Origin of the sequence: Providencia sp. PROV272, assembly GCF_049901975.1 — a bacterium.
Lineage (GTDB): Bacteria > Pseudomonadota > Gammaproteobacteria > Enterobacterales > Enterobacteriaceae > Providencia > Providencia stuartii.
The window spans coordinates 13,720-39,696 of sequence record NZ_CP096292.1 but is presented as its reverse complement, the minus strand read 5'-3'; the positions used below and the strand labels follow the sequence as shown (position 1 = coordinate 39,696).

22 protein-coding genes and 1 pseudogene are annotated in these 25,977 nt (G+C 50.7%); 1 reads left to right on the top strand and 22 read right to left on the bottom strand.

Features of this window, described 5'->3' with window-relative positions; genetic code table 11:
* Nucleotides 1-4: 4 nt before the first annotated feature.
* The 4 genes and pseudogenes from traC to M1E93_RS19180 form a co-directional block, all read right to left on the bottom strand.
* A complete protein-coding gene (gene traC, locus M1E93_RS19195; protein WP_000637384.1) occupies nucleotides 5-2,452 on the bottom strand; it encodes a type IV secretion system protein TraC in 2,448 nt (815 codons plus the stop codon).
* On the bottom strand, nucleotides 2,449-3,156 hold the full coding sequence (locus tag M1E93_RS19190; RefSeq protein WP_001259346.1) for a DsbC family protein: 708 nt from the start codon (nucleotides 3,154-3,156) through the stop codon (nucleotides 2,449-2,451). Before M1E93_RS19190 ends, traC begins: the two co-directional genes overlap by 4 nt.
* A 148-nt stretch (nucleotides 3,157-3,304) precedes the next feature.
* The gene (locus M1E93_RS19185) at nucleotides 3,305-8,791 is read right to left on the bottom strand and encodes an Ig-like domain-containing protein (protein ID WP_000606835.1); all 5,487 of its coding nucleotides are present in this window, start codon (nucleotides 8,789-8,791) and stop codon (nucleotides 3,305-3,307) included.
* Between the two features lie 99 nt (nucleotides 8,792-8,890).
* A pseudogene (locus M1E93_RS19180) lies at nucleotides 8,891-9,262 on the bottom strand (LuxR family transcriptional regulator); the annotation flags it as partial.
* A gap of 256 nt (nucleotides 9,263-9,518) precedes the next feature.
* On the opposite strand from M1E93_RS19180, the gene sugE reads away from it, so the two are divergent.
* On the top strand, nucleotides 9,519-9,836 hold the full coding sequence (gene sugE / locus M1E93_RS19175) for a quaternary ammonium compound efflux SMR transporter SugE (protein WP_000118520.1): 318 nt from the start codon (nucleotides 9,519-9,521) through the stop codon (nucleotides 9,834-9,836).
* Here sugE and M1E93_RS19170 read toward each other — a convergent pair.
* From M1E93_RS19170 to mobH, 18 genes are all read right to left on the bottom strand, one after another.
* Nucleotides 9,833-10,366 (bottom strand): lipocalin family protein, encoded by a 534-nt coding sequence (locus M1E93_RS19170; protein ID WP_001221666.1) that lies wholly within the window; start codon nucleotides 10,364-10,366, stop codon nucleotides 9,833-9,835. The genes sugE and M1E93_RS19170 overlap by 4 nt on opposite strands.
* Nucleotides 10,367-10,459: 93 nt before the next feature.
* On the bottom strand, nucleotides 10,460-11,605 hold the full coding sequence (locus M1E93_RS19165) for an extended-spectrum class C beta-lactamase CMY-2 (protein ID WP_000976514.1): 1,146 nt from the start codon (nucleotides 11,603-11,605) through the stop codon (nucleotides 10,460-10,462).
* Between the two features lie 323 nt (nucleotides 11,606-11,928).
* Entirely contained in the window at nucleotides 11,929-13,191 is a 1,263-nt protein-coding gene (locus M1E93_RS19160) for an IS1380-like element ISEcp1 family transposase (RefSeq protein ID WP_000608644.1), read from the bottom strand.
* Between the two features lie 284 nt (nucleotides 13,192-13,475).
* Nucleotides 13,476-13,793: a TraA family conjugative transfer protein gene (traA, locus tag M1E93_RS19155; RefSeq protein ID WP_064754699.1), complete on the bottom strand. Its 318-nt coding sequence runs from the start codon at nucleotides 13,791-13,793 to the stop codon at nucleotides 13,476-13,478.
* 78 nt (nucleotides 13,794-13,871) lie between these two features.
* Nucleotides 13,872-14,450: a type IV conjugative transfer system lipoprotein TraV gene (gene traV, locus M1E93_RS19150; protein ID WP_000793435.1), complete on the bottom strand. Its 579-nt coding sequence runs from the start codon at nucleotides 14,448-14,450 to the stop codon at nucleotides 13,872-13,874.
* On the bottom strand, nucleotides 14,447-15,760 hold the full coding sequence (locus M1E93_RS19145; protein ID WP_024131605.1) for a TraB/VirB10 family protein: 1,314 nt from the start codon (nucleotides 15,758-15,760) through the stop codon (nucleotides 14,447-14,449). The genes traV and M1E93_RS19145 overlap by 4 nt, the downstream gene beginning before the upstream one ends.
* A complete protein-coding gene (locus M1E93_RS19140) occupies nucleotides 15,760-16,677 on the bottom strand; it encodes a TraK domain-containing protein (protein ID WP_000794249.1) in 918 nt (305 codons plus the stop codon). Before M1E93_RS19140 ends, M1E93_RS19145 begins: the two co-directional genes overlap by 1 nt.
* Complete coding sequence (locus M1E93_RS19135) at nucleotides 16,661-17,287, bottom strand: TraE/TraK family type IV conjugative transfer system protein (RefSeq protein ID WP_001049717.1); 627 nt, start codon at nucleotides 17,285-17,287, stop codon at nucleotides 16,661-16,663. Before M1E93_RS19135 ends, M1E93_RS19140 begins: the two co-directional genes overlap by 17 nt.
* Nucleotides 17,284-17,565: a type IV conjugative transfer system protein TraL gene (gene traL, locus M1E93_RS19130; protein ID WP_000805625.1), complete on the bottom strand. Its 282-nt coding sequence runs from the start codon at nucleotides 17,563-17,565 to the stop codon at nucleotides 17,284-17,286. Before traL ends, M1E93_RS19135 begins: the two co-directional genes overlap by 4 nt.
* A 144-nt stretch (nucleotides 17,566-17,709) precedes the next feature.
* The gene (locus M1E93_RS19125; RefSeq protein WP_001052530.1) at nucleotides 17,710-18,075 is read right to left on the bottom strand and encodes a hypothetical protein; all 366 of its coding nucleotides are present in this window, start codon (nucleotides 18,073-18,075) and stop codon (nucleotides 17,710-17,712) included.
* An 11-nt stretch (nucleotides 18,076-18,086) separates the two neighbouring features.
* Entirely contained in the window at nucleotides 18,087-18,230 is a 144-nt protein-coding gene (locus M1E93_RS19120) for a hypothetical protein (protein WP_001275801.1), read from the bottom strand.
* A 180-nt stretch (nucleotides 18,231-18,410) separates the two neighbouring features.
* Nucleotides 18,411-19,073 carry a hypothetical protein gene (locus M1E93_RS19115; protein ID WP_001231464.1) on the bottom strand — a complete coding sequence of 221 codons (663 nt, stop codon included), beginning with the start codon at nucleotides 19,071-19,073 and terminating at the stop codon, nucleotides 18,411-18,413.
* On the bottom strand, nucleotides 19,073-19,450 hold the full coding sequence (locus tag M1E93_RS19110; RefSeq protein WP_000869297.1) for a hypothetical protein: 378 nt from the start codon (nucleotides 19,448-19,450) through the stop codon (nucleotides 19,073-19,075). The genes M1E93_RS19115 and M1E93_RS19110 overlap by 1 nt, the downstream gene beginning before the upstream one ends.
* Nucleotides 19,451-19,691: 241 nt before the next feature.
* Nucleotides 19,692-19,868, bottom strand: a complete 177-nt coding sequence (locus tag M1E93_RS19105) for a hypothetical protein (protein WP_169342285.1) — start codon at nucleotides 19,866-19,868, stop codon at nucleotides 19,692-19,694.
* A gap of 47 nt (nucleotides 19,869-19,915) precedes the next feature.
* Complete coding sequence (locus M1E93_RS19100; protein WP_000743449.1) at nucleotides 19,916-20,545, bottom strand: DUF4400 domain-containing protein; 630 nt, start codon at nucleotides 20,543-20,545, stop codon at nucleotides 19,916-19,918.
* Complete coding sequence (locus M1E93_RS19095; RefSeq protein ID WP_000228720.1) at nucleotides 20,502-21,047, bottom strand: hypothetical protein; 546 nt, start codon at nucleotides 21,045-21,047, stop codon at nucleotides 20,502-20,504. Before M1E93_RS19095 ends, M1E93_RS19100 begins: the two co-directional genes overlap by 44 nt.
* A 49-nt stretch (nucleotides 21,048-21,096) precedes the next feature.
* Entirely contained in the window at nucleotides 21,097-22,962 is a 1,866-nt protein-coding gene (gene traD, locus M1E93_RS19090) for a conjugative transfer system coupling protein TraD (RefSeq protein WP_426207299.1), read from the bottom strand.
* On the bottom strand, nucleotides 22,959-25,931 hold the full coding sequence (mobH, locus tag M1E93_RS19085; RefSeq protein WP_064986968.1) for a MobH family relaxase: 2,973 nt from the start codon (nucleotides 25,929-25,931) through the stop codon (nucleotides 22,959-22,961). Before mobH ends, traD begins: the two co-directional genes overlap by 4 nt.
* Between the last annotated feature and the right edge of the window lie 46 nt (nucleotides 25,932-25,977).

Below are 25,977 nucleotides of genomic sequence, written 5' to 3'. Positions count from 1 at the left end.
CTGGTTATGCAGCCTGCCGACGGCTTCGCATTACGGCCTTGATTGCCTCAGGTATGCTCATGCCTTGTTTCACAAACTGGTCGATGGCGTTAACGTCCACCGGATCGGTCGAATAAAGTAGCTTCTGGAAGTCGCCCACTATCAAGCGACCGACGCCCATACCGCTCTTCGATTTGATAAAGATTTCTGAGTACACGCCTTGGATGGTGTGTACCGTTTTGAGGGTGTGGAACCCGCCCTCTGAAAGGGTCAGACGACCGCTACGTTTAACAGATTCCACGGTTTCTTCGGTTTGGCCGAGCAAGTACATGCTGGCCGAGTTCTCCGCGATGGCGCGGCCCACTGCGTTCTCATAGAGGTCGTTGATGGACTGCGTTGCAATGACAACGGAGCCACCGTACTTACGGAATTTGCGGTAGGCATGTTCCATGAAGACCGAGACCTCGCCCTCTTTGAGCAGGTCCCAGGCCTCATCCACGATGACGACTTTCTTGCGGTTACGTTCACCCAGGAATACTTCTTGCTGGATCTGGTAAATAAGCTGGAGTAGTACAACCTGACGCAAGTGCTTACGCCCTTGCAGTTCATCGAGCTCCAGTACAGTGAACTGGTTCTGGAAGCTGACGTTGTTCTTGCGAGAGAAGTATTTCCCGTAGCTGCCCTGCGACGTAAAGGCGTAGAGCTGCTGACCAATATCCTTGAGGCGCTGGTCATTTTCTTCTTCCAGGCAGCGCTCAGCGATGTCGTCAACCTTCATCTCTTTACCTTTCTCTTCCCACAGGCGAGAAAGGACCTGTTTCAACGCAGAGATTTGCCATTCATCCAGCAAGCCCTTAGCCGAAGCCATCGCACAAACGAGGCTGACTATCGCGTCTTCTTCGTCCTCGTAGTTCTGTATGAGCTCAAACGGGTTGAGGCAGACGTGCGTTCCTTCTTCAAAGTGAACGAAGTCGCCATTGAGCATTTCCGACAACTTCTGGTAGGACTTACCGGCATCAATAACCCAGACCTGAGCCCCCTCGGACAAGTAGGAAAAAATCAGTTCGTTGGTAAGGAACGATTTACCCGAGCCGGATTCGGCTGCGATCACCAGGTTCTTGTTGGTATTACTGTCGTGAAGAGACAGACTCATGAGCTGGCCGTTGCGGGAAATCAGCGCTGCATGATAGGTCCCGGTCCCCTTCCATTCCCCAAACACCGGCAGGACCACAGCAGCCTGCTCGGTTGTCATGGTCTTGTAGCGGAATAGGTCTCGCACTGCATCCCGGTCGGTACAGAATGGCAGGCAGTTGAGGAACATCGGCAGAGCAACGAACTTGTCCTCCATCAGCTCGAACCGAGATTCACGCCAGATGTTTCGTGCGGCCATCGCCGCCGCTTCAACACGTTCTTTGGTTGGAGCAAATAAAACCACCGAGTAGGTGATCTTGACTGGCTTAGCCCCCTCTTTCATGGACTCATAGAGAGTGTCGAAGCTCTCCTTCTTGTCCGCCAGCACCGGCACGAATTTGAGCATCGGCCCGTAGGCTTGGTTTACAGTGAACTGGCGTTTGCGCTCCAGAGTGTTTTTCGTGCTTTCTGCCTCAGGGAAAAAAACATTGGTCACGACCATGTAGTTTTCTTTGATGCTGGAATTGCCGCCGCTGAGATCCCCGGCATAGGTCAACGCATCACCAAAGTAGAAAACGTCAGGCAGCTTTTTCGCTGACATGACTTTCGCGTGGTAGTCACCCAGCCTGATGCCATTCTTGCTGACTTCCACGTCGGTGCCGTAATCGAAGATTTGCTCGCAGATGGGCTTATCCATCTCCCAATCCACAGAGTCATGTCGCCATGAAGCATCTGGCCCCCAATTCAGGATGGTGCTCATGATCCGGATGTAGTTCACCGCCGTCATTGTGCGAGGACGCAGACCAACGGTTTGAAGCGATGATTCGACCTTCGTGCGAAGCTGTGCGAGCTGCTGGAGTTCGCTTTCAGTCGGGTTATTGTTCTTGATGGGGACTTTGCACGTAACGAACAGCTTGAGGTCTTGGATCAAGCCATTGTCGTAGATACCTTTGTTGGTCTTGGCAAATATGCGATCTGTCGTGTGGTGCTGGAGGAAGTTAATCCGTTCCTTGATAACAGATGTCAGCAGCTCGTGACGGAAGCCATCACGCAAACCCATCATCCGGTACATCTCCTGATTGATGTCCGGGGAGCGGAACAGGACAAACTGGAGCGTAGTCTTCGACGGGAACTCCTGATTCAGGAAACCGTTCATTCGCTCCTGAACTTTTTCATCGGCACCACACAGGGGCTCACACATGAAACCAAAGCCTGCACTGTGATCATCCATAAGGAAGACATGATCGTCTTCGTCATAGGCCAGGACAGGAATAATCCCGGCAGCTCGCAAGTGCTCCGGGATCAACGTTTCTTCGAGTTTCTTTTTGATGGTTACGATCATTCAGCACTCTCCAACCATGATTTCAGGTTCTTCGGACGTCCTTTGCTGACACGACCATCCGGAGCAACAACGAACGGAACGCCCTCAATCCCAATGAAATGAGCTGTCAGCAGCGTTTGGTCGTATTGGCCGGGGTCGCAGGTTTCTTTTGAAGGAAGGGAACCCAGGGTGTTATTCATCAGCGCATCAAGCGCGTGGGTTTTGTCTTTCGCGCAGTACAAGTTTTTTGCCAGGCGGTTGGACTCAGCACCCAGAGCTGGAATCACGATAAATTTAAAGGTGTAATCATCCACCAGCGATTTGGCATCACCCATGAGCTGATGGCAAACCGCGCACCTAGGATCAACAAAGACCACCACCTCTTTGTCACCACGCCCCATCGACACAGTGTTCAGCGTGTCCACATCCATGCCCATGCTCTTGAAGTGGATACGCTCCGCTACATCCCTCATTTGGGACATCGTGTTGAGGGGCTTCTTGCTCCACAGGTCGTAGATTTGTCCTGAAATAACAAATCGTCCGTTTTCAGAGAGGAACATGATCTGCCCATCACTTTGGACGGCTCGAACCCCTTTGATGGGTAGCTCTACAATGTCCTCTATCTTCGCCGCTCTGGGATCGGTGATTTCCAATTTCGATGACGCATGAGCCGTGCCGGTAATAATCCCGAACACCATCAGCGCCCCAAGTAATTTTGTCCGCATGTCTATCCCCTAAGATTGGATTACTGGATGCTGGGCAGTGTATCCGGGGGATGGAAATAGACTCGCCTCTGTAATAGCCCAATTTGGACAATTCCAGCGCGATACAAAAAAAAGCCCGGTCTGAACCGGGCTTTGAGAGGAATGAACCTTAGTTCATGGTAACAGCTTCGGATTTGCCCCCAGAGTCATCGACCCCAACCAGAGAGATGGTCGGCATCGTTTCATAGGTGCCCTTGCTGATAGTCACTCGATCAGAGCTGATGCTCTGCAACTCACCGGCAATGGTCCATTCGTAGGACTTCATGCGGCCATCGGTATCTTCGCAGTTCGCATAGACGATCCACGACCCAACGGTCTCTCGTGAGCTCAGGCTACATGCAGGCAACTTGTTCTCTGCAACATTGATGTTCACCTCGCCCTCAGCTTCATGCCCCATTTCTGAGGTTATTTTCAGCTTGATGCTGTGCTCACCAGCGCCCAGAGTTGCTCTGCCGTAGTAACCACTGCTTTCCAACGGTGTACCATCTACCGAATAAACACGAGTCGAAATACGGTCGCGTGGGTGGCCGCCAGAAATGTACGGTCGCAACAGCACATCCAGAGGCTCACGCTCGTATTTGTTCGAGCCAGAGTATTGCAGGTCAATGGCATAGGGCGCTGCCTGGCCGATCTTGAGCGGTTGCTCGATCACGGTCTCATGGCCGCGAGCATCACGGACAGTGACCTTGATGTTGTAATCACCCGGCTCATTGATCACAAAGGACCGGACAATATCCTGCCGCTGATCCTGAATCACAGCGCCTTCCGGCAACTCCCACTCGTAGGTCGGCTCTTCCAGCTTGCCGTTGAAGGCAATTGGCCGCACTGACGCGGTGATCGTCGCAGGAGCCACGTCTGCGTTCTTCCTAACCTGCATTCCGAAGCTCGGCCATACATACTGCCAAACGCGGGAGCGTAGGCTATGCGAAGCCTCTGCACCCTGATCTCGGTATCCTTCGATCCAGGTGGTGTACTTCGTTTCTACAGTAGCCTGATTGAGGTCAGTGTCAGAGGGTTCGTACTCAGCAGTATCACCCTGCACAATCGAGCCATCAGGCAGCGTGAAGAACCCGTTCAGCTTCACGTCCATCCCACGGTAAGGCAGGCTGGTTTCGGCTTTGAACACATACTTCTTACCGGTCTCAATAACTCGCGGCCCTGTCACGTAAGGACGAGGTGCCTTCACTGCTCGGAAGTCAACCGCCGTTTTCGCAACTTCATAGGCATAGCCGTCATCAGCCGGTGCCGTGGCAGAGCGCACACGAGCCCACAGGCGGTATCGGGTTTCTTCATCGCTCGAAAGCGTGATGCTATCCCCTGTCTGCGCGTAGGTTTTGCCACCGTCAGTAGACCACTCAACAATGGCATTGCCACCGGAGATTGGCTCATCGTTCAACGTCAGGTTCGCTGTGTACTTGCCTTCACTTCCGACAAACAACGTGGTCGGGCCGATAACAGCAATATCAGGTTTGTCGTAAGCGACAACACTGACCGCTTCGGTGTACTTTTCCGCACCTGAGTTGACGTTCACCACCTTGGCCCGAACCTGGTACTCCCCCTTGTCGAAGGTCTTCACAAGCTGATACTTGTATCGATCTTCTGGGATGAACTGCTCCCAGGTTTTACCGTCGTCCTTACTGGTTTCCCACACAACCTGGCCGGTAGCCCGGAGATCCTGACGGTCGTCCAAAGATAGCTTGAACACAGCAGTGAACGGAGCTTCACCAGACAACTTGCGAGCCTCCACGCCAGCACCGATGGCACCACCGCGAAGCACTGTCAAGAAGGCAGGTCTGATAGACAACTCTGTGCGGTTGTAACCCTCAACAGGGCTTTCCAGAACAGCCTCAGCAGCGATACGGACGGAGGAAGTATCCACACCAGACAGGTCTACTGAGAACTGAGCTTCACCGTTCGATGCTTCCGCATAATCAGTGAGCGCAACCGTCTCGTTGTAGGCCTTTTGCTGGATCAGGCGTACTTTCCACACCCCCATCGTGTTAGCGTCATAGTCACCATCAGGTTTGTACTGATCACGGATGAGAACCCTAACCGGCAATGCCTGGGTGTCAATCGCGGTATCACCTTTAACTTCAACGATAGGACGGATACTGTCAGAAGGTGCAGAGATAGCCCGGTAGACAACCTCAGTCTTCACATCAGGCACCTTGTTGTAGGCCGCGTTCACCTTGTAGGTGGTCTCCTCCCACAACGCTCGCTCATCGGTATTGATGCGGCGATACACCTTATTGGTGGCACCCCATCCCGGAGTGAAGGTCTCAGACTCAAGAACATCCGAGTTGCGCGATATGGCAATATCCAGATCAGCTCGTTCAGAGTTGATAATGGCATCACCCAGGTAGTTACCTGTCATCGGCACCAAGTAGATGTTGTCTTTGAAGTTGTAGTCGGAGGCTAGTTCAACGGTCGGAGCTGGTGGGTCAACCGCTTCGACATTGAAAGTCTCGTCGTTCAACGTCACCCTAGTGCCGTTACGGGTGAAAATACTTACCCGCCACCCCAGTGGATGAACGCCGTTGGAGGCCAATGAACCAGAGAGCGAAGGTGATTCCGATAACGGGTCTTGGACCAATCCATCGGGGATCTGCTGCCACTCGAACAGACAGGCACGGCTTGCACTACCAACAGCCTTGTTCGCGGCCTCTTTTTTCGCACGGTCTGCGCTGAGGGTTATAGAACAGTCTGGCCCCTTGCTCTGCTTGAAGTTCACATCAAAATCTTCAATGACGCGATTCACCTGAGCAATGTCATCAATCGGGGTGTAGCCAACAGAGCCATAGGCAGTAGTTACCGTCAGGTTCTGAGAGCCAGACCCAACTTTTACCTTGGAACCGTCACCACTGAACAGGTACAGGCTGTATTCGACAGGTTGTTCACCAATGCTCACAGCCTGCCCCACCAGCCCAGCAACTTTCATCCCGTTGTTGTCCTGCGTAGTTTGTTCAGCCTCATCTGGAGTTCTGTCCCACTGGAGCAAACACACCGGGTCACGAATTGGGTCTGCGGCCATAGCCACATCCTCTTTCGTGGTGAACCGGCAAGGCACACCCGACTCTGGCAGGGCATAGATTTTCACTGGGTCAATGACCTGGCGAATTGTCCATGATTCAGCAGAGAGCTTAGCCGTCCCTTTCCAGGTATTGATGTCCACAACCAAGATGGGTGAGTTCGGCGCGGAGGTCATGACAAGAAGGCTGGAAGAGCCGACCACATCAGGAACAGCAGGTTTAACCGGAATGCTCAAACGACCACCTGACGCACCGAAATCATGTTGGCTCATGATCCCCATTGTCTGGCCTGGCTCGATACGCACCCCATTAACCACCAGCGGTACTTTCGCATCAGAACGTAGGGTCGCAAACACGTCGTATGAACCTGTCACGACAGCACCATCACTGAGCGTCAGCGGCTTGGTTTCGATGATCCGTTTGCCATCTGCATGAACAAATTCATGAGTGACAGCGGGGACCATGACCTTGCCATCCATCCCATCCGCCAGCATTACCTGACGAGGTTTGTACTCGAAGCCAACAGCCTTTTGAACCGCATTGCCTTGTGCATCCTCACCGGAAACAGTCAGCGTGTAAGATTCCCCTTCCTTCAAAGAAGGGAACATTACCGGGTACTCAAGGCGGAATCGACCTTTCGACTCCTCACGCCAAGACAACTGCACCTTGTCATTGGCAGGCCCCCCTACAAGGGCAATAGAGGTCAATTTAGGTGAAGGGTCGATAGCATCAGCCAAGGTAATAACAACATCATCTAGAGTCTGGATAGCTGCTCCATCTGCCACACTGAGTGTCATGGTTGGTGGCGTTCTATCAGACGTTATCTGGAACATTGGTTGTCGCGTTAAAGGCCCGTGCATCTCCTCTGCTGCGGCAACAAGACTGTATTGCCCCTCAGGGAGAGTTTTAAGATCCCACTGGTAAGTGTAGTTCTCCCAGTTGTTGGCTATTAACCCACCAGTTGGAGACAGCTTGTTGCCTTTGCTATCTTCAATCCATGCACTTCGCAGACGCAGCCTATCAAAGTAAGCGCCTCGTCCTGGCTGGTTAACGAATAAGGTAAATACCTTGCTATTTTGATCGAACTGCTGACTTAGCTGAGGGTAGTGCTGATCGTTCCAGTTAACCTCTGCCCAAAGAGGATTCGAGCGAAGAGATTTATCCGGATTGAAAACTGTCGCATTATCGTGGACGTACCCTGTTGTGCCTTTAGCCATTGTGAAGCTATTTGCAATCACGCAGCTATCTTGACCAACAGGAATTTCACAGCTTCCCCTGTGAACGGCAGTTTGAACGTAAGGCCTTGGTTCAACTTTGACACGGATACTACTAACAGTGACAGGAAGAACAGAATTGTTCACCCAGTAGCGGTAAAAACTAGACCATCCTATATCACTGTAATTGTAGTCCACACCCAAAAGTCTGGGACTTTTAGGCGCTGATGGAGAGAGTGTGAGGTTATAAGCAATACCGCCTCCCCCCCACTGGCCGAAGTTCACCCAACGCCAATAATTGCCGTCGGTATTGCCATAAGGTGCGGTTGTGACGAGATAAACATAGCTGGCATCTTCTCCTACCTTGGACATCTCTCCCAAGGCATTGGTCATATTTATCCCACCTTCTCTATACTCATGCCAGTTATCACGCGGAACACGCCAAGCTAACTTGATTGGGTTAGTTTTAACTGTCATGCCCTCAGTGTAAGCAACAAATCCGGTTAATCCAGGGCCTAAGTTGTTTGTACTTGAAGGGTCATAAACACCAAAAGGTGCAGACGGAGCATTGGTTATGCTATCAAACATCACTTTTTGACGAGGTGAAAGATAGCTATTTCCAGCGCTATCGCTTATCTCAAACTGAAGTGTAAACACTTCATCCAAGTCAGAGGCTGGGAAAAAGCCAGATTGGAAAGACTGTCTAGCTTGTCCGTTAGCGTCATCGTAGTTCACGGATACATCTTTGTAGAGTGAACCGTCTTGACGATACAGCTTTGCTTTGACGCCTTTGATGGGTGACTCATCAGAGATTCCTGACAGCAAAAAGGCATTATCCTCAGAGCCACCTAGACCCAGTTTCCAAACATCACCGCTAGTAACCTGCCCATAGTTACTATAAACCGGGGCAAGCGAAGAGTAGGTTGGCGGCGTCACATCGACAGTAAGAGGGTATTCATCCGTCTGTACTGTAGAACCATCAGAGGCAAGAATTTCCGCCCTGATAGTGTATGCCCCACCAACTGGAGCTGGTAGTTGAAGTTCCGCACCATAGTAGGATTTTCCACCCACTGTGATGCGATCAGTAGCCCCAAGAAGGTGGCTGGTCGCTGTCGAAACCACTGTTCCATCCGACCGAAGCACCGAAATCTTTACCTTTCGGTCGATACCGGCACTCAAGGCAAACGAGATATTGCCCGTTGGGTTGGCATAGTTGGCATTCGGAGTCAGAGACCGTTGCGTACCATCTGGAGCCTTAAAGGTGTATTCCAGCAGCTCTGCATGAGCAGCACCAGCGGTAAGAACCGCCAGAGCCCCAAGCATCGCCGGAATTTTAGGCTTGAAATTGATCATCGCATTCTCCATTCGTTTTGAGTTACAAGAACCCAATGCTGGAGGTTACGGGAGGGAGTGCATAAACATGGGCTGTGGAAGTGCCCTTTTTGAGCAAATAAGGAAATCCTGAATTGTGTGGGAGAGTGTGTTCAGCGTGGTGTGCTTGGTCAAGACCGAATGGGCTACGGATTGAGAGGGCACGATGGGTGCATGCTGTCTGTCTGCTGATTGCAGTAAAATTAGTGGGATGACGCCACAACTCATAAAAAAAGGTTTAATTGGCGGACTGGAGTGCGTCTCGCTAATAAAACTGTATAAATCCGCGATCACCAGATGCGGTTTCCATTGCAAAATATGCTCTTTTGCTAACAGGAGATTATTGATTCCTGATACCAGAAATGAGGAGCTGAACCTGCCAGAATGATTAAGCAAGGCCTCTATCCCTGTGCGGGTAAAGTGGCACCGGTCAATCACTAAAATTTTAAGCATAAACGTTTCGCATTCAGAAGAGGGGCAATCGACTTTCTGGTTTCAGAAAGCCCTTCATCATAGAGAACTCCGATGAGTGCCAAATGCGGGAACTACGCCGCTAATTATGCTTAATTCTTGCTTTTAGCAGGCGGTGAATAAAAAGGTTGAAATTCATTTTCTTCCGGGCAAAAATGCCATTTCACACATTAGCTTTGCAGGACGACCTGCAAACGCTTCTTTCACCGGGGACGGCCCCATTGTTCTGGAGCCTGATATGTCCTGGATCGTTTTATTAATTGCAGGTTTGCTCGAAGTTGTCTGGGCGATTGGCCTGAAATACACCCACGGTTTTACGCGTCTTACGCCAAGCATTATCACTATTGCGGCGATGATCGTCAGTATCGCCATGCTCTCTTGGGCAATGCGCACGTTGCCTGTAGGAACCGCTTATGCGGTCTGGACCGGTATTGGCGCTGTTGGGGCGGCCATTACAGGGATTTTGCTGCTGGGTGAGTCTGCCAGCCCGGCACGTTTGCTGAGCCTTGGGCTGATCGTTGCTGGCATTATTGGTCTGAAGCTGAGCACTCACTAAGCGCCAGGCTGTTTCACCCAAATCAGTTTATTCACTTCAAACCCTTCCCGGGTCGCGATGGCTAACATTTGCTGTTTCATTTCATCTGAAATAGTAGGGGTCCGTGAAAGGATCCACAGGTAGTCGCGATCCGGACCACAAACCAGCGCGTGACGATATTCCCGGTCGAGTGCAATTACGTTATACCCGCCATAGAAGGGGCCGAAAAAAGAAACCTTAAGCGCGGCTCTGCTTGGGTCGCCGGTGAAATAGGCTTTCCCTTCCGTTTTCTGCCACATCTCCCTGTCAGGGTTATAGCCCTTGTTAATAACGTTGATGCCGCCGTCGTCGCGCAAGCTGTATGTTGCGGTCACTTTATCCAATCCGCGCTCGAAACGATGGTCGAAGCGCGCAATTTCATACCAGGTTCCCAGATAGCGTTTGGCATCAAAGTTATTTACCACGGTAACGCCTTTCGGCGGTGTCGGGGAGCTACACGCGACAACCAGGAATGCAGCCGTAACTGCAGCAACGACGGGCAAAATGCGCATGGGATTTTCCTTGCTGTATTTTTGTTAAGTGTAGATGACAACAGGAAAAAAAGAGAAAGAAAGGAGGCCCAATATCCTGGGCCTCATCGTCAGTTATTGCAGCTTTTCAAGAATGCGCCAGGCCGCCTCGACACGGACAGGGTTAGGATAGCTTTTGTTTGCCAGCATCACGATGCCAAGGTTTTTTTCTGGAACGAAGGCTACGTAGCTGCCAAATCCACCAGTGGAGCCCGTTTTATGCACCCATGAGGCTTTCACTGCGGGGGCGGGCGGGTTTACCTCAACGGCGGGAAGCGCTGCCAATGCCACTTTGCTGTCGCTGCCGTTGATGATCGAATCAGCTTTCAGCGGCCAGTTCAGCATCTCCCAGCCTAATCCCTGGTACATATCGCCAATACGCCAGTAGCGAGACTGCGCAAGCGCAATGCCCTGCTGGAGCGTTTTCTCCTGAACGTGGCTGGCATCCATGTTGGCCTGAACCCAGCGGGCCATATCAATAACGCTGGATTTCACGCCATAGGCTTCGGCGTCAAGTTGTCCCGGAGAAACGTGTACGGGCTTCCCTTCGCGATAGCCCCAGGCATAATCTTTTTGTTCGTTCTGCGGAACCGTAATCCAGGTATGCGCCAGTTTTAATGGTTGCAGGACGCGTCTGGTCATTGCCTCTTCGTAACTCATTCCTGAGGGTTTCACCGCCAGCGCGCCAAACAGACCAATGCTGGAGTTAGCGTAAAGTCGCTTAGCGCCCGGAGTCCATTGCGGCTGCCAGTTTTGATAAAAATGCAGTAATGCGGCTTTATCCCTAACGTCATCGGGGATCTGCAGCGGTAGGCCGCCTGCCGTATAGGTGGCTAAGTGCAGCAGGCGGATACCCTGCCACTGTTTGCCTGTCAGTTCTGGCCAGTATTTCGTGACCGGATCGCTGAGCTTAATTTCGCCGCGGGCGATAGCATCGCCGCCCAACACGCCGTTAAACGTCTTACTAACCGATCCTAGCTCAAACAGCGTTTGCTGCGTGACTGGGTGGTTATTGGCGATATCGGCTTTACCCCAGGTGAAATAATAGGGTTTTCCCTGGTAGATAACGGCAACGGCCATACCCGGAATAGCCTGCTCCTGCATCAACGGGGTGATGGTGCGATTAACGATATCGGCAATCTGTTGTTCTGTTTTTGCGGCAGCAAATGTGGAGAAAGAGGCTGTCAGCAGCAGAGCGCAGCATAACGATTTTTTCATCATGAAATCAGTTCCGTAATTAAAAGCAAAAAGGTGTCCGGGCCCGTCAGACGCAATCAGTGTGTTTGATTTGCACCGTGTTGACAAACGGTTAAATTTAGCAGCAGATATAAGTTTTTCCTAAATTCCACGTGTGTTTTTTATTAGCTTCAAAAATCACTATTTCACGAAGAATTTAGACTGCTTCTCACACATTGTAACATTATTTACAACCACCTTTCAATCATTTTTGATAAATCATTGATTTCATCTTTGCTGCAATGATACTTAATAAACTCTGCAAGTTATCCACAGAGCAACACTCAATTTTATTGATGATATTCTTATTATACCAGACATTTTTCATACACTCCCTTGTACGGATAGTTTTCCGACAACTTCATGATTACATATCTTGCGGTTTTGATTATTTTTGCTGCAAGAAATACATACTTCAAACGAAAGGTCTTTATTTGCTGTCTGTATTCTGAAGAGTCCAAGGAATCAAACTTGAACAACAAAAATAGGTTATATGAAAGCATCATCATTTGAAACACGGCTTCATTCGCCCAAAATGACTTTAGCAAGAGATGACCCACCGCCATGTCGTATTTGGCTTCTTTGATATAGTTTTCAGCATTACCACGCTTTTCATAGTATATAACTACTTTTTCAGAAAGCAAGGTAGTATTTGTTACAAAGAAAAAGTAGTCGTATTCGGAACCTTCTAAAAGTGATAATTGTGCTCTTTCTTTTTCTGGTTTCAGTACGCGAGATACGACAAATCTTCTGTCTTTTTCCCATTTAACTAATTTTGTATACAGTTCTGTAGTTTCTCTACCTTCTTCTCCTTTAACGAATACAATTGATGAATTCGTTGCTTGTGAGGTGAGTGTAGAATAACTTTTGGCTTTAATTAAATATTTGCATCCAAGAGATTCTATCGTTTCGATAATTTTTTCATCAAAGTAGCCACTATCCATTCGAAATAAAATTTCTAAATCGTCTGATTTGATGTTAGCAACAATTTCTTTGATCATTTCCGCAGCACCGTTTGCAGTGTAAGTATTGCCACTTCTTACAAATCCGGTAACATATGCTTTTAATTCGTCGCAAAATGCAAATTGGATATTGTAGCATCGGTTTCCCAGTTTCTTAGGATTATATCCTTTTGACGCACCTTCTTGATGACCTTCTACGTTAATTACACTACTATCAATATCAATCGTAATGGATGTCAATTTACTTTTAGTGAGCAGTTTTTTAAAGACTTTAAAATTAATGTCTCTAAACATTTGGGTTGTCTTGAAGTTGAAGTTTCCTAGAAACCGTGACACTGTTTCAGGTTCTTTTACGGAAATATCAAACTCGTTGACGAGGGGATCATTTTGAAGTAGCTTTAGACGTTCTAACTTATCAATGCCAATGAAGTGACCGCAGAGCATGGTCTTTATATGATTCATCTTGATTTTATTTGTTGAGTCATTATCAAATACGAGGTCATTTTCAATAAAATCAAAAATCCCATTGCTTTTTGCATTCTCAAGGAGCAGAAAAAGACCTGCATTTGATGTTAGATTCTTAGCTTTGAAATCAATTTTATTAATCATAATTAGAACCCCTTTTTACTACTTTTCTTACTATTATTTTACCATATATCGAGTCATAAAAGCTGATAATTTAACATATTTTTGAGCACTTTTCTTTCACCCAATGGGTGAAAGCTGAATTTCGAAGGAATGCATATTTATCAAGGCTTTGATTATGCTTTTTGAAGTACTGACGTAGAATCTAGGGAAATAGTTGGAATTTGTTATGACTGGACTTTTTGCCAAAAAATAAGGGCAGCTTTTAGGCTGCCCCTATCACCCGTTGATTAACGGCAAGGTGTCTTTTACACCCCCAGGCCATTGCTGAGTTGCACAACAGCCGGGATGACCTTCTCTGCATGTTCCAGAGTAGCAGACATGATGGATTCCACTACGGTCGGGGAGTTGTACAGGCCCATACCGCCACCGATACCCATAGCGAAAGCCATGAGGCTCTGGCGAGCGATACCACCAACAACACCGACCAGGATCATCGCACCCGCAACGATTCGACCCAAAGTACCTTGGGTCCAATCCTTGAGAGTTACCCATACGTCGTCAAACGCTGTACCACCAGTACCAGCGTGGGCCTGATCCGGCACGAGCAGGAAGGCTACCACCATCAACCCCAGGAAGAGGAAGAGTGCGTTGTTTTTACTTGAGGCATTCGCCAACTGATTTGCGTTCATCAAGAACATCTCCTATTTGGTTGTTTCAGACTTCGGTTCGTGTTGTACCGTTTGCAGCGGTCTCAAAACTGGCTCACTTTGCGGTGTGCCATCCCCAATCACCCACCTGCGCGGTTCGATTTCGGTATAGACATACCCTGTCACGATGAGATCACCATTGGTGTCCTCCCAGGGAGCTACCCAAATCCGCATAACCTGTGCTGGTGTACGAATTGGAATCGGGCGATCCGGAAGACGCGGTGCGACATAGTTGTCAATCACCGGGTCTCCGGAGCTAGATGAGTTCGCTGAAACGTTTGAGGAACCTTCGCCATCCGCTTCCGCTTTGGCCTCGACTTCCTCTGGTTTCATTGGACGCGGGACATTTCCGTCATTGGTTGCGGCGTAAACGTCTCGCGCTGACATACACTGAACACCATTCGGCATTCCCGGACAGCTATACTCATCCTTGCCGATGTTGAACGTCGAACAGCCCGACAAAATAAGTAGCGCTGCACCCACCCCCAACATCTTTGCGGATCTTACTGCCTGTTCCTTTTGAGCCTCGCCTCTGGAACTGCCCTTTCTGGTCAAAATGTTCAAATTTTTCATTTCTTGGTTCCCCCGGTGGAACGAATTTGTAGCTTGGTTCCTTTGGTCACGATGATGTCTACCTGACGGCCAGCATCGACCTCGATAACAGGGAAGATGCCTTCGGCCATGTCGATATAGAACTGAGCGATGCGATCTAGCGCCTTACTGGCCCCCTTCACTGCTGCTCCCTGCAACATCTGGTCGGAGAACACAGACTGGTACTGGGTATTTGAGCCAGGGTTAGTGCTAACGACCGGCACAGGATTGACGTCAAAGGCTTCGGAAACGCCACCAAGGAAGCCTGCCATCAAGCTCTTGGCGATGATTTGCCCCTGCTTCGATACGACGCGACCACGGACACCGGCCTTACCGTCTTCACCCACTGCATAGGAATCCAGCTTCGCTTCTATGACACCCCCATCATCCCGAACGCACGAGAAGGTCTCGCCACGCAGGTACGCTCGCTCTGAACTGAGATCTCCATAGCCTGAAACAATCAGGAAGCACTCACGAACATCCGCACGGAAGCGGTTAGGCAAAATAGCCTCTTTCTGAATCCTGAGGGTCGAAGGGAACGGATCTCGACGAGCACCTTGAGATGTTGGTGCGTCCATACCGTTGATGAGCACCCCTGTCAGGATGGAGCCAGAAGGTAGGTAGATAGACTCATCATCCTTGTTGTCCTTCTCTTCAACTTCTGGCGCTTTCTGCGAGTAGCTCACTATTTGGATGCCTGGTTTAGTTGCATCACGACCGTCTCCCTTGCCAGTTGCAGGAGCCCCACCCTTCGAGTCAGGAAGCGGTGCGTCCCGAAAAAAGGATGCAGGATCTTTGTAGTCGAGCTTTTTCTCCATGAACTGACCATCACCACCAGATGCACCATTAACATCGGCTCTGGCATCCTCTGATGAAGAGGATGTTTTTCCACCAGCAGCGCCGGTTTCGACTTTCTTAGCCAATTCCATGTTCTTCTGGGTCAGGCGGTCCAAATCTTGACGAAGGCGGGTCATCTCACGGCCAACATCACTGGATTTCCCGGCAGTGGTTTTGGTTTCCTCCAGCTCTTTCTTGACTCGTTCCAGCTCCTTTTTCAGGTCGGAGTTTTCACGAGACACCATCTTCACATCGGCAGACAACGAATCTATCCCGATCTCACGGGTGTTTTTGTCTGTGAGAACGTGCTTGATGGTTTCTTGGCGACCGCGCTTCTCTTCTTTCTTGGGTTCACCAGAGAACATTGTCACGACCGCAAAAAGAACGAAGACGCCGCCAGCGATAGACACCCAACGCTTCTTGTTGGGGTCTAACTGTGTCCAAAATCGCTTAATCATTGGGCACCTCCCAGCAGCGATGGACGCTTAGACGTTGGTGCGAGACCACGCTTCTGCTTCTTCGCCACATAGATCTCCGTCTTCTGGCCGGGCTCAAGCACGTTAAGCGGCCACGTAGTCACCGCAGCCACATCCCAGCTCCCACACAACGCCTCTTTGAACTCAATAGGCTGATCAGAGACGTTCAGGGCGACACCGATGAACACGTTAAGGTGGTGGCCCATCATGTATTGCCCCTTGCTGAAATCCACCTTTACCCCAGGATGAGCGCAGCTCGGCACCGCAGCACCAGCAGGGATGCGGTTCAACGTGTAACCTTGAGGGACTTCACCAAGAGCAATCTTGCGGAATACCGACCGGATGGTTTCGACATAAGGCTGGCTCTGTTCCCAGGTCTCAGCCTTGGTATTGGCAAAAGCACCAGTGATACCTACACCACCATCGAGCTTGAGAAAGACTTCTCTGGGCGGAATACGACGGGGAACCATCGTCAGGCTGAGAGCTTGGGCTTCCGAGCCTTTTTCAGTAATGAACATAGTCACCGGATACTGCTTATCCGTGGCGACATAGACCACATTCTCTTTGATGCAGACCTCACCACACTGGCCGTTATCCGTCGCCCCGGTCAGAGATGTTGAAACGATCTCAGGATTGCTGAAAGGCGTGACGATTCGGTTCGGATGACCAACGGCTATCGGGATGATCTGGTTAACCCCCGGCTTCATCGTCAGTAAGGGGTTTTCATTCATGCTGCCCACAACCTCATGGGAGCTTTGTCCTGACGTCACAGGGGCAGGAACATCCTTTTTCATAACACTGGCCGGGACAACAGGAATGTCATCCGAGGCATAGGCCATTGAAGTTCCAAGCGCCAAGGACAGCGCCAGGAGCGAAAGTTTAGCGTTGTTCTTCATGCTTTCTCCGGTTTTCTTCTTTGCGCTGGAGTTGCTCCAAAACAGTTTTGGTGCGTGGCTTTCCTACATAGGTGTCGATGTAGTCCAGCACGGGCGCGTAGTTTGAAATCTTGATGGCGAACTCGTAGGAGCGTTCGCTACGCTCTTCGTTAGAAGAAGCCCCTTTGACGTAGGAATATCCGTAGACAAACACCTTGTCGCTCTTGGGCTCGTACTCAACAAAACGCGGCTCAAACCGCATGGTTACGCGGTCGTTCTTGATCTGTTGAGCTTGAATTTCGATGGCATCAATCACGTCCTGATAGATGCTCGGGGAGAGAAGCGGGGTGATCCGTTCTTTCACAAAGTCAACGGTTCCTGGCGTCACATTGCCAAGGAGCTGAGCAAAAGCGAAACCCCAAGCCTCTTTATAGGACTGAGAGGCGTTACTTTTCGTCACCCAGGCTTCTTCCGTGAGCGTGAAAGGCTGGATAGTGACGATGGTTTCCTTGCTGAATACTTGGACCACCAGCAGGAAAACGATAGCAATAAGACCACCCTGGAAGATTCGCCCCCACTTATTTTCTGTTTGGGTCCCTTCCCAGGTCTTGAGATACTTTTTCAGGTTCAAGGCAAATACCTCCGGACAAACGGGTTCTTGAGAGATTTGGCCTTGGTCATGATGAACCCGGCCCAGTAGATCATGTGGAGCAGGTATCCATCCGGATGGTTATCCCTGAATCGGCGATAAAGGTTGGTTACAAGTAACCCCCCCAGAAAGCAGATCAGAGCCTTACCGATGATGACCCCTATCGTTAGCCCCAAAAGCATCGGGGCCAACTCATCTGCGCTCCACAACAGCAGATGCGGGGGCTCATCGACCCGGCGCGGTATCTTTACAGGCTTCATAGCAACCCTCTTCTTTTCCTAGTGGCCTGTATTCTCATTCAGGGTCACTGATTTTCTGCCACGGCTTCGCGCCCTTTTCGGGCACTTCCAGCGACAAATAAAAAAAGGCGGCCTAAGCCGCCTTTTTTGCGTTTACTGGATCGGTTATTGATTTTGAGGAACCGCTTCCGAATGTTTTTCCGAAGCCGCAACGCTAACTTCATTGGCTGGTCGGGCCACCTCCAGAGTTTTCACTTCCTTGTTAGCATTGGCTTTAAACTTGAACATCAGACTGTACGCCGCCAGCAGGAAGAAGCTGAGAATGCCCCAGTAGGTCTGAACCGTGCCCAGAGCCTTGGCCGGGTCACTTGCAGCTCTGTTGGCCGTATCAGCAGCCAACTTAACCCACTGACTCCAGTCAAAACCTGCCGCAAAAGCAGACAGCCAAAACGCGACGGCCACTGGAACGATGAAGATGCACATCAGCACCGCGTTCATCAAAAACCAGAAAAATTGTTTATTAAGGTTCACACTTCCTCCCATTAACCTAGAAAATTGAATGCGTGTTCCAGGTTCATCCCTGCAACAACACCTATAACGAACATCACCTGCCAGACAAGGAACTGCCAGGAGATGAATGAACCAGATGAGCTTTCGCTTTCTCTGACGTGAGCTTGTGCGGACATAGACCCTCCAAATAACTTGTCGTCATCACGGAGTAATCGTCTCTTAATTGATCAATCTAGGAACAGTGCTGTTACGGCCCATTTTGGGCACTTTATGGAGGTTTATTCGAGGAGATGATAAGAGCGGGAGGCGAAAAACTTTCACATGTGAAAGTTCAAAGCGGCCGATGGCCGCTTGTTTCACACTGTTCTATTGTAACGGAGTTCTCGATAAGCATCCCATGCTTGCTCTGATGAGACACCTCGACGACCAACATCTGTGGCGCACTCAAGGTCCATCTTGTACTGCTTAACCTTCTGGTCTGCTGTATCGCCCCAGCTCATGGCTGATGGGTACTTGGAAACACTAAACACATTTTCAAGTTCAGCCTGATAGTCGTCGTTTTGTAACAGAGGTTCGGTTTCACCATCATCCCAGCGAATGTAAGCCTTACCCTGGAGAGCCTTCAAATGCAAAGGCACCAGTAAGGTGGAAATCACTTCGTCAGCCCTGATGTCTTTGTAAGCACACCAGTGAGGTTTAACGGTGATCACACCATTTACCAAAACGATGTCACACGCCAGTGTCGCTTCAACATTATCGTTAACATCCTGCCGAGCGTAGATCTCCACGAAACCAACCTGCTCTGGATCAACCTTGTCGATGAAGCTCCAAAAGCTGGGGTACGACGTTCCATCGCTGAGCGTCAACTGACCGTCATGCTCTTTCAGTATACGGTTCAGTTGTGCAGTGAAGAACTCTGCCGACACTTTTCTTGCCAATGGTTCCATATCACTCAGTCGTAGAGTGGCTCCTCCACTCCCCTCATACACCTCTCCAAAAAAGAAATCTCTCTTACGCATTAGACTTTGCCACCTTTAATCGCTTGCTGGGTCAGCTTGATCCAGTTCAACGGGTTTTCACAGTCAACATGGTTGCCAGCGGCACCAACTACCGTTTTGTATGCCTCCGAGCCTGCCGCTGTGTGTACAGCCAGCATAAACGAAAACATAGGGTCATTTTGCATGGTGCCAATCATCATTGCACTGGAAGTGTCTTTGAGCTGGCAGTTTTCAACCCGCAGATTGAGTACATCTTTTGCCACCATCTGACAGTCGGGACACACCTTCTCAAGGTTCTTGAGCTTTGCGTCGTCATTGAGCACATCAGGAGCCGCGATGGCAGTACCGGCTATACACAGCCCCAGTGCCAGCAGTTGGAGTCTATTAGTTACTTTCATGGTTCCTCTCTATATCGTTCCAATTTCGTTTCGGTAAAAGAACAGTGGCCCAGTGACTGTTCTGAGTTCCGGCGTTACTTGCTTTACTCTTGAGCAAATATGCTGCTTGAAAAAGTTGTGGTATCCGTACAACGCTGGGCGTGTAAATACGGAAAAGATAATGAGGGTGATGGCCGCACCAGCGGCCCACCCGATCACGTCCGGAGAGATAAGTCCTGACACGTCTGAGATACGTTCTGGTTCAACCAAGCGGCACACCACCAGCACCCAGAACCACATTACCGGCATCACAAAGATCATCTTTCCGACGCAAGCAATGAGCACCTTCACCAAATTCAAGCTCTGCGCCCAGTAAAGCCACAACGCAGACAAGGATTGGCGACGTATCACCTGGTAGACGTTCAATGGGATGTCGCACAGATGCACCCCATCTTGATTTATAACGGAGTAGCTCATCCTCCCTCCCTATACCCGTTTCTGGAGGTTGCCGAACGTCAGGCCAACCAGGACACAGCACGTCATCATTGTCATCGGGATGACAACCGGATCGAGCGCTATGGGGATGAAGAACGCGATGAACAATCCGGCCATCAGGTACATCGTTCCGCGAACGCTGTAACGATGGAGAACCGGACTCGCATAATCGAAGTTGGTCCGCTTAATTCGCCATGTCATCATCCCGTCATATACCGCAGGTACGAACAGGATCAGCATATAGGGAGCCCACGCGGCTAACAGTGCCAACCTTGTGTAGAACTGGTAAATGACGTTGACAAAGGCTTCCATGCGGCCTTTGACCCACACAAACCAGCCCTTGCCCATGTCCTGCATCCCCTTGGACTTCTGGCGCTCCTCTTCTGATGGGATCAGCGTTTGGTACATCCCCTCATAGAATCCTGAATCAATAACGCTCGACCTGAACCAGGTAGATGCTTTGTTCTGTATCCAGTCTCTTGCTTCGACACCAAGACTCTGTTCCACCAGCTCGGATTCCCTTTTGATGGCTCTGTCTGTCCAGTCGCCAGGGATCAGCAGCAATATTGCCAGCAACTCAATAACCAGCAGCCATGCGACCAGCAACCACGGCTTCTTCATAGTCGGTTCTCCTTAAAACAGTTTTCACGCTCTCACAGGTGATGAGCTCATACAGCAAGCCACGCAAAGAGGTCTCATCCTCATGGGGCTGCGGGTTAATGGATAGTTCTCCTGGATGGGAAGAAAGCCACAGTGAGAACGACTCTCCTGAATCGACAGACCATGAATCACCGCCACTATCGACAATTTGCACTTCCAACGCCCGGCAGGTTTCGGTGATCAGGGTTTCCAGAAATGCCCCAATTCTGGCCGGGTCTTCATATTTCTCTCTCTGCTCATGAAACACGAGCTGGCTGTAGCGATGCAGAGCTTCTTCAATGATCGGGTAAATCACAGGCTCCTGATTAGCCTTAATCCCGTCTGTGATGTAGCAGCTCAGCTTCTCGATGATGGCCTCCGATGCAGGCCAGTCGAATTGGAGGATGCTCAGGATGTGAGCGTTCTTGCGGCCACGACTTTTCAATTCATTCATAACCCTGTCGAAAGGGTTCACATCGACCATGATGGCTACCTCGTAATTTCTATACTTCTTGTCACACATAGCTCTGCTCTTACTGGGTCAATATGGGCAGACGGCCTTTTACGATTGTTCCGCCTGAAATTTTGGCTATGTATTCCAGGTTCGGAAGCATTCCCAATAACTGGGCTGGGAACAGATCAGCTTCCTCCTCCATCAAACGCTCGCCTTGGTTGCCTCCGTGCATAATGGGCTCCTTGCCATCCGAGTTCTGGCCTTGAGTCCGCATGACGTACTTGAGCCGGGTCTTCGGCAAGTTATCTGCGATATACTCCTGTGTTTCACCATCGACGATACGCAGAGCAAACGTGTTGTTGATGTTCCCCAACACTTGGAGCGCTTTGTCTTTGCTACCCAGTCGAGCTGCGAAGTCAGCAAAAGTCTGAGTTGCAACGAAAAGACGAAGTTTCGCACCGCGACCTTTGTTCAGGAGCTGGATGAACGGGTCGTTGATCACCTCAGCAGCCTCATCAACAAAGATATTTACGGGTCTGTTGTTGACGCCGTAGTTGTATCTGTCACCGGCAACCGCTGTCAGGTCTGACAGGAAGATGGACCCCATAGCACTACCAACCATGTTGTCGGTCAGGGAGTCGAGCCCCAGATAAGCAACTTGAGCGTTGTTGATGATTTTTGCGGAATCAGTGATCTGGCGTTCGTCGCTCAGATCAGATGAGTCTGGAGACAGCAGAGGGCCTAGCTCCCCGGACGTCAGCATATTCATGATCGGCAGGAGGTTCGCCACCATCTTGGAGAAGTGGGTTTGGTCGTGCTGGAACATCGACAGCAAGCCTTCCAGATCAGAGTTTGGGTGCTCAGGTTGGATGATGTCGTAGTAGAACTTCATCAACGCGAAAGCGATCTTCTCACGCGAACCGTTTTTGACTTTCTCCAAATAAGCCGCTGCTTCTGCCTCCCAGTCGGGCATAACTCGCTCTGAGTAAGCCTGAACGGCCTTGATGACCAAGCCAGCAGCGCCACCTTCAAGGAATCGGCGGAGCTTTGTCAGGTTGGGACGATCATGAGTGATGACCAAGCCCTGAGCGATGTTGTTCAGTGCCTGCCATCCAAATGATTTGAACGGGTCGGCCCCTGCTTCGGACGGGATCAACGCTGCCAAACGACTTGCAATTTCAGTCACGCGGGTGAAGTTACGCAGAGGGTCGATACGCACCGACTCTTCCGGGAATGCTGGATGAAATGAGACGAATCTTTCCGGCTGCCCCATAGCTTCACAGGCACGTCGTGCATTGTCCCGCATCTCCTTATCCCCTTTCGGGTCTATGATGATCACGGCTTCCCCACGCAGAATGGCCTGTGAAATCAGGATGTCGAACATACGGGTCTTGCCCGAGCCGGTGGTCCCAACGATCAGCGAATTCCCCTCAGTGTGCTTGAGTGGCTGCATCAGCTTCTCTTCTTTGGGTTCTACCCCGTGAATCCAGGGCTGGCCGATTGGCAGCTCCTTTTTCTTACCCTGTATCTTCCGGACAACCTTTTTGACCGTGGACTCTCTCCCTACGATGGAAGTCCAGTCGCGTTTCAGGATCTCAAACACGCGCTGGGCATGGCGGTTTTCCCACAGGAACCCACTACCAAGCCACATATCGTCCGGCGTGTCCTTGATGTACTTTTGGAGCTCCGCAATAGAAATAAACTCCAGATCACGCCCCTTCAAATGCTTTTGGAGCAGGTGAAGTTTGATAGCCTTTGGCAAACGAGCCATCGCCATCACGCCACAGATCCCCGTCATCCAATAGAAGGGCTCCGGAGGCATCGTGCTGACTTGCTCTACGGCCAAAGCCGCGCCGGAGGCGGCAAGCCAGCCTGCTACAGCATTTTTTTCATAGTTGGGCCGCCACGGCATCTCGTAGGCGAGCGGGTCATAACTCATTGTCATGTTTCATTTACCTCTAAATACAGTTTTCCCTGACGTTTCTTGAGCAAAGGCCGTCTCTGTGCCCGGCTCAGCATCCCGCAGAGGATGTGTTTGCTGATGCCGATGTTTTCACCGGCAATCATGTCGAAGGCTTTGTCACTGGTTACTAAGCAGCCATCCTCTTCCAGGACAGGTGTCACGAGCCATCTGCCCGAGCGTTTTTGGATCATGTCCTTGAGCATCTGGAGTGCTTTCTGAGGCGTAACACCAGACGGCAAGAAATCTTCCGCGTTGATGTCTTTCGGGTTTGTTTTCGCCTTAGGCGGCTCAAACTCCCTAACCTCTGGCTCTTCCCTTTCTCGCACCTCGACGTGTCCCAATTCCTTCTCACGCTCAACTTTGGGCTCAGGAGCCACTGGTTGAACCTCCCGCTTAGGAAGGCGAGCCACGTTCTGTTTTTCTTGGACCGGCTGGCGCTGCGGCTCTTCAACCGGAGAAGTAACATCGACCTTCTTCTCCTTCTGCTGTGGCTGGGAGTCCTTACCTTTCGCCTTTTGTTCAGGCGAGGGTTTACCGGCGTTAACCTCAGGCTTCTGCTGCTGCGCCTTTTTTCGGCTTTGTTGTTTCGGTGCAGACTTATTCTTGCTTGCATCCAAGCCAGGGGGAGAGACGAGCTCAAAGGCATCCTGGTATCCCCCCATTGACGCCTCGGCATCCTTAATGGCCGCTACGACTGCATCTGAAAGCTGCTCCGCCAGTACAATTGCCTTCACTCCGCTGAAATCACGAACTTTGCGACCTGGCATAATCGGGTCTGGAACAATCGCGTTGGCGTGGGACAGCTTCGAGAGAACCTCTGACGGCGCACCCAGCGACCGAGCGCCATCCGGGTACAAAATGACGGCTTGACCCTTCATCAGGCATAGGACTTCGCCCAGCGTCGTTTTACCTTCCAAAACAGGCATGATCGCTTGTTCAAGCAACGCCGATGCTTCTCCGTACCCGGCTAACATCTCAACGAGTAAGGTCTTTGCGTCTTTCTCATGCAGATTAGGTTTGTCCGTAGGTGGCATTGCTGGCGCTGGTGTTGTTTGTTCTGGTGCGTCAGTCAGCATAGGGAGCGGCTCAATCGCCCATGATGGCGGTTCATCAGAACTACCGAACATTGGAAAGTCATCGCCCTGCAGGGAGTTTTGTTCTTGTGGAACGAAGTCCTGTTTTGGCTGCTTCTCTTGCTTTCCGGGCATTGCCACATCTGGGATTTCTGAGTTTGTTGCGTCAGTGCTGGCTGTCTCTGCCGATGCGCTGAATGCGTCAAACGGAAAGTCGATGTCCCCCAGTCCACCCCCAACATCCTTGAGTGCTTGTAACGGATTGTCGTTTGCCAAAGGTGGTGCGTTTTTGGCAATGTCCTGAGGGGACAAATCCTCTTTTGCCTCTGGTTTGTGGGGTTGTTTCTCTGTATCACTCTTCGGTTTTGCTTTGCCCGGTTTGCTCTGCGGCTTACCCTTCTTGCCAGCGTCAGGCTTAGATGATTCCGTTGATCCAGCATCTTTTTGCTCTGGTTTCTCCTCGACAGCATCTGAGGTGCTTTTCAGCATCTCCATCGCATCACCAAAGCCAAGACCAGCTAGAGCTTTCTCTGCTTCCTGCTCTGCGGCCAACATGTCATCGTTCAGAGCTGACACATCTTCCTCTTGGTCGTCATCGACTTCCTCAGGATCAACGAACTCAATCTCAGCGTCCTCAACATCACCAACAACTTCCGCAGCAACAGCCGCAGGAGGCTCAGTCGTAAACACCAGGTCGTTTGATTCGAGTCGGAGCATCAAGATCTTCACCGATCCCGCCGCCTCCTGGAGCATCTCAGGCAAAACTTCCCAGTAGCGGTAGTACGCACGTTCACCCTTCTCCTGCACCGTGTTTGGTACAGCAAAACCACGTTCGATGAGAATGTCGGCCAGTGTGTCAGGGTCTCGTGGAATACCGGGGATCTTGTCGTGGCTGATCAAGTCATAAAGGTCCCCAAGCTGTTTCCAGGCAATGAATACACCTTGGTTGAGGTGCCAGACTTTCGCGCCTGGCTCATTGACCTTCCATTTTCCGGTTTTAACCAGGCGGCGGATGGCATCGAACACGTACCGCTCGACAGGCACACCATAGGAGAACTCGTCCACATCGAGACGACTCTGGCGAAGGTCCCGTGAGACGCTCTCTTGGTCAGCGCGAAGCATCAGCTTGGTCACAGGCTGATTGACGCTGGTTCCTGAGATAGCTTCCAGCATCGCTTCCATGATGGACGGGCCAGACTTGGACAGAAACTCCCGAGTCTCAGCCGGAATAATTCGATCCACCGCCAGCAGCGAGAATTGCTCATGTCTTTTGTGTCGCTTGTCGCGCCACCGGATAAAGTAACGGTCGATTTCGTGACGGTGTGCCCAGTCATGAAGTGACTCCGAATACGGGTTCCATGTGATTGACCCGTCTTTGTCCGTAATGGACACATCCGAGAGCGGTTTACCCACATCATGCAGCAGCCCAGAGAAACAGCTCGCCAGTCTCCAACGCGGCTCATTGTCACGGCGTTCCCGAGGCGTCCCCTCGATGGAAAAGATAACTGACTCAGATGCCTGAGCTGCCCAGAAGGCCACTTCAAGCCCATGTCGGAACAGACCACCAGCGCCACGGTGGTGGTGTGATTCGGAAGCTGGCAACAGGTGAACAAACGCGGCATACCGCTGGATCACCGGCAAAACAAGCCGGTTGAAGTCGTCCACAGTGAAACCGAGAGAGTTCCGCACTTTCTCAATCAGTTCAGCTTGGGTTGCCAGTATCTTGTCTAGTGGGGCCACTGGCAGGCCCTTGGCAAAAGGTGGGTATCGAGGGATTTCTTCATCTTCCACGTCTTTAAGCGGCAACACTCTGGCGCTCGGCGCGGTCTCGATCACTCCACTTCGCCCACCAAATAACTTGTTAAGGGCTTTCAGCATGTAGGTTGACCATATTCCTATCGTATTTCTCGTCGCTACATGCTCT

What these genes read in the sequence shown, in the direction of transcription:
- M1E93_RS19095 (WP_000228720.1), bottom strand. Translation starts at nt 21,047, where the DNA reads ATGGTCGATGTGAACCCTTTCGACAGGGTTATGAATGAATTGAAAAGT.
- traL (WP_000805625.1), bottom strand. Translation starts at nt 17,565, where the DNA reads ATGAAGCCTGTAAAGATACCGCGCCGGGTCGATGAGCCCCCGCATCTG.
- M1E93_RS19160 (WP_000608644.1), bottom strand. Translation starts at nt 13,191, where the DNA reads ATGATTAATAAAATTGATTTCAAAGCTAAGAATCTAACATCAAATGCA.
- M1E93_RS19185 (WP_000606835.1), bottom strand. Translation starts at nt 8,791, where the DNA reads ATGATCAATTTCAAGCCTAAAATTCCGGCGATGCTTGGGGCTCTGGCG.
- M1E93_RS19165 (WP_000976514.1), bottom strand. Translation starts at nt 11,605, where the DNA reads ATGATGAAAAAATCGTTATGCTGCGCTCTGCTGCTGACAGCCTCTTTC.
- M1E93_RS19120 (WP_001275801.1), bottom strand. Translation starts at nt 18,230, where the DNA reads ATGTCCGCACAAGCTCACGTCAGAGAAAGCGAAAGCTCATCTGGTTCA.
- traA (WP_064754699.1), bottom strand. Translation starts at nt 13,793, where the DNA reads ATGGTGGTAGCCTTCCTGCTCGTGCCGGATCAGGCCCACGCTGGTACT.
- M1E93_RS19110 (WP_000869297.1), bottom strand. Translation starts at nt 19,450, where the DNA reads ATGAAAGTAACTAATAGACTCCAACTGCTGGCACTGGGGCTGTGTATA.
- M1E93_RS19140 (WP_000794249.1), bottom strand. Translation starts at nt 16,677, where the DNA reads ATGAAGAACAACGCTAAACTTTCGCTCCTGGCGCTGTCCTTGGCGCTT.
- mobH (WP_064986968.1), bottom strand. Translation starts at nt 25,931, where the DNA reads ATGCTGAAAGCCCTTAACAAGTTATTTGGTGGGCGAAGTGGAGTGATC.
- M1E93_RS19100 (WP_000743449.1), bottom strand. Translation starts at nt 20,545, where the DNA reads ATGAAGAAGCCGTGGTTGCTGGTCGCATGGCTGCTGGTTATTGAGTTG.
- sugE (WP_000118520.1), top strand. Translation starts at nt 9,519, where the DNA reads ATGTCCTGGATCGTTTTATTAATTGCAGGTTTGCTCGAAGTTGTCTGG.
- traV (WP_000793435.1), bottom strand. Translation starts at nt 14,450, where the DNA reads ATGAAAAATTTGAACATTTTGACCAGAAAGGGCAGTTCCAGAGGCGAG.
- M1E93_RS19190 (WP_001259346.1), bottom strand. Translation starts at nt 3,156, where the DNA reads ATGCGGACAAAATTACTTGGGGCGCTGATGGTGTTCGGGATTATTACC.
- traC (WP_000637384.1), bottom strand. Translation starts at nt 2,452, where the DNA reads ATGATCGTAACCATCAAAAAGAAACTCGAAGAAACGTTGATCCCGGAG.
- M1E93_RS19170 (WP_001221666.1), bottom strand. Translation starts at nt 10,366, where the DNA reads ATGCGCATTTTGCCCGTCGTTGCTGCAGTTACGGCTGCATTCCTGGTT.
- traD (WP_426207299.1), bottom strand. Translation starts at nt 22,962, where the DNA reads ATGACAATGAGTTATGACCCGCTCGCCTACGAGATGCCGTGGCGGCCC.
- M1E93_RS19115 (WP_001231464.1), bottom strand. Translation starts at nt 19,073, where the DNA reads ATGCGTAAGAGAGATTTCTTTTTTGGAGAGGTGTATGAGGGGAGTGGA.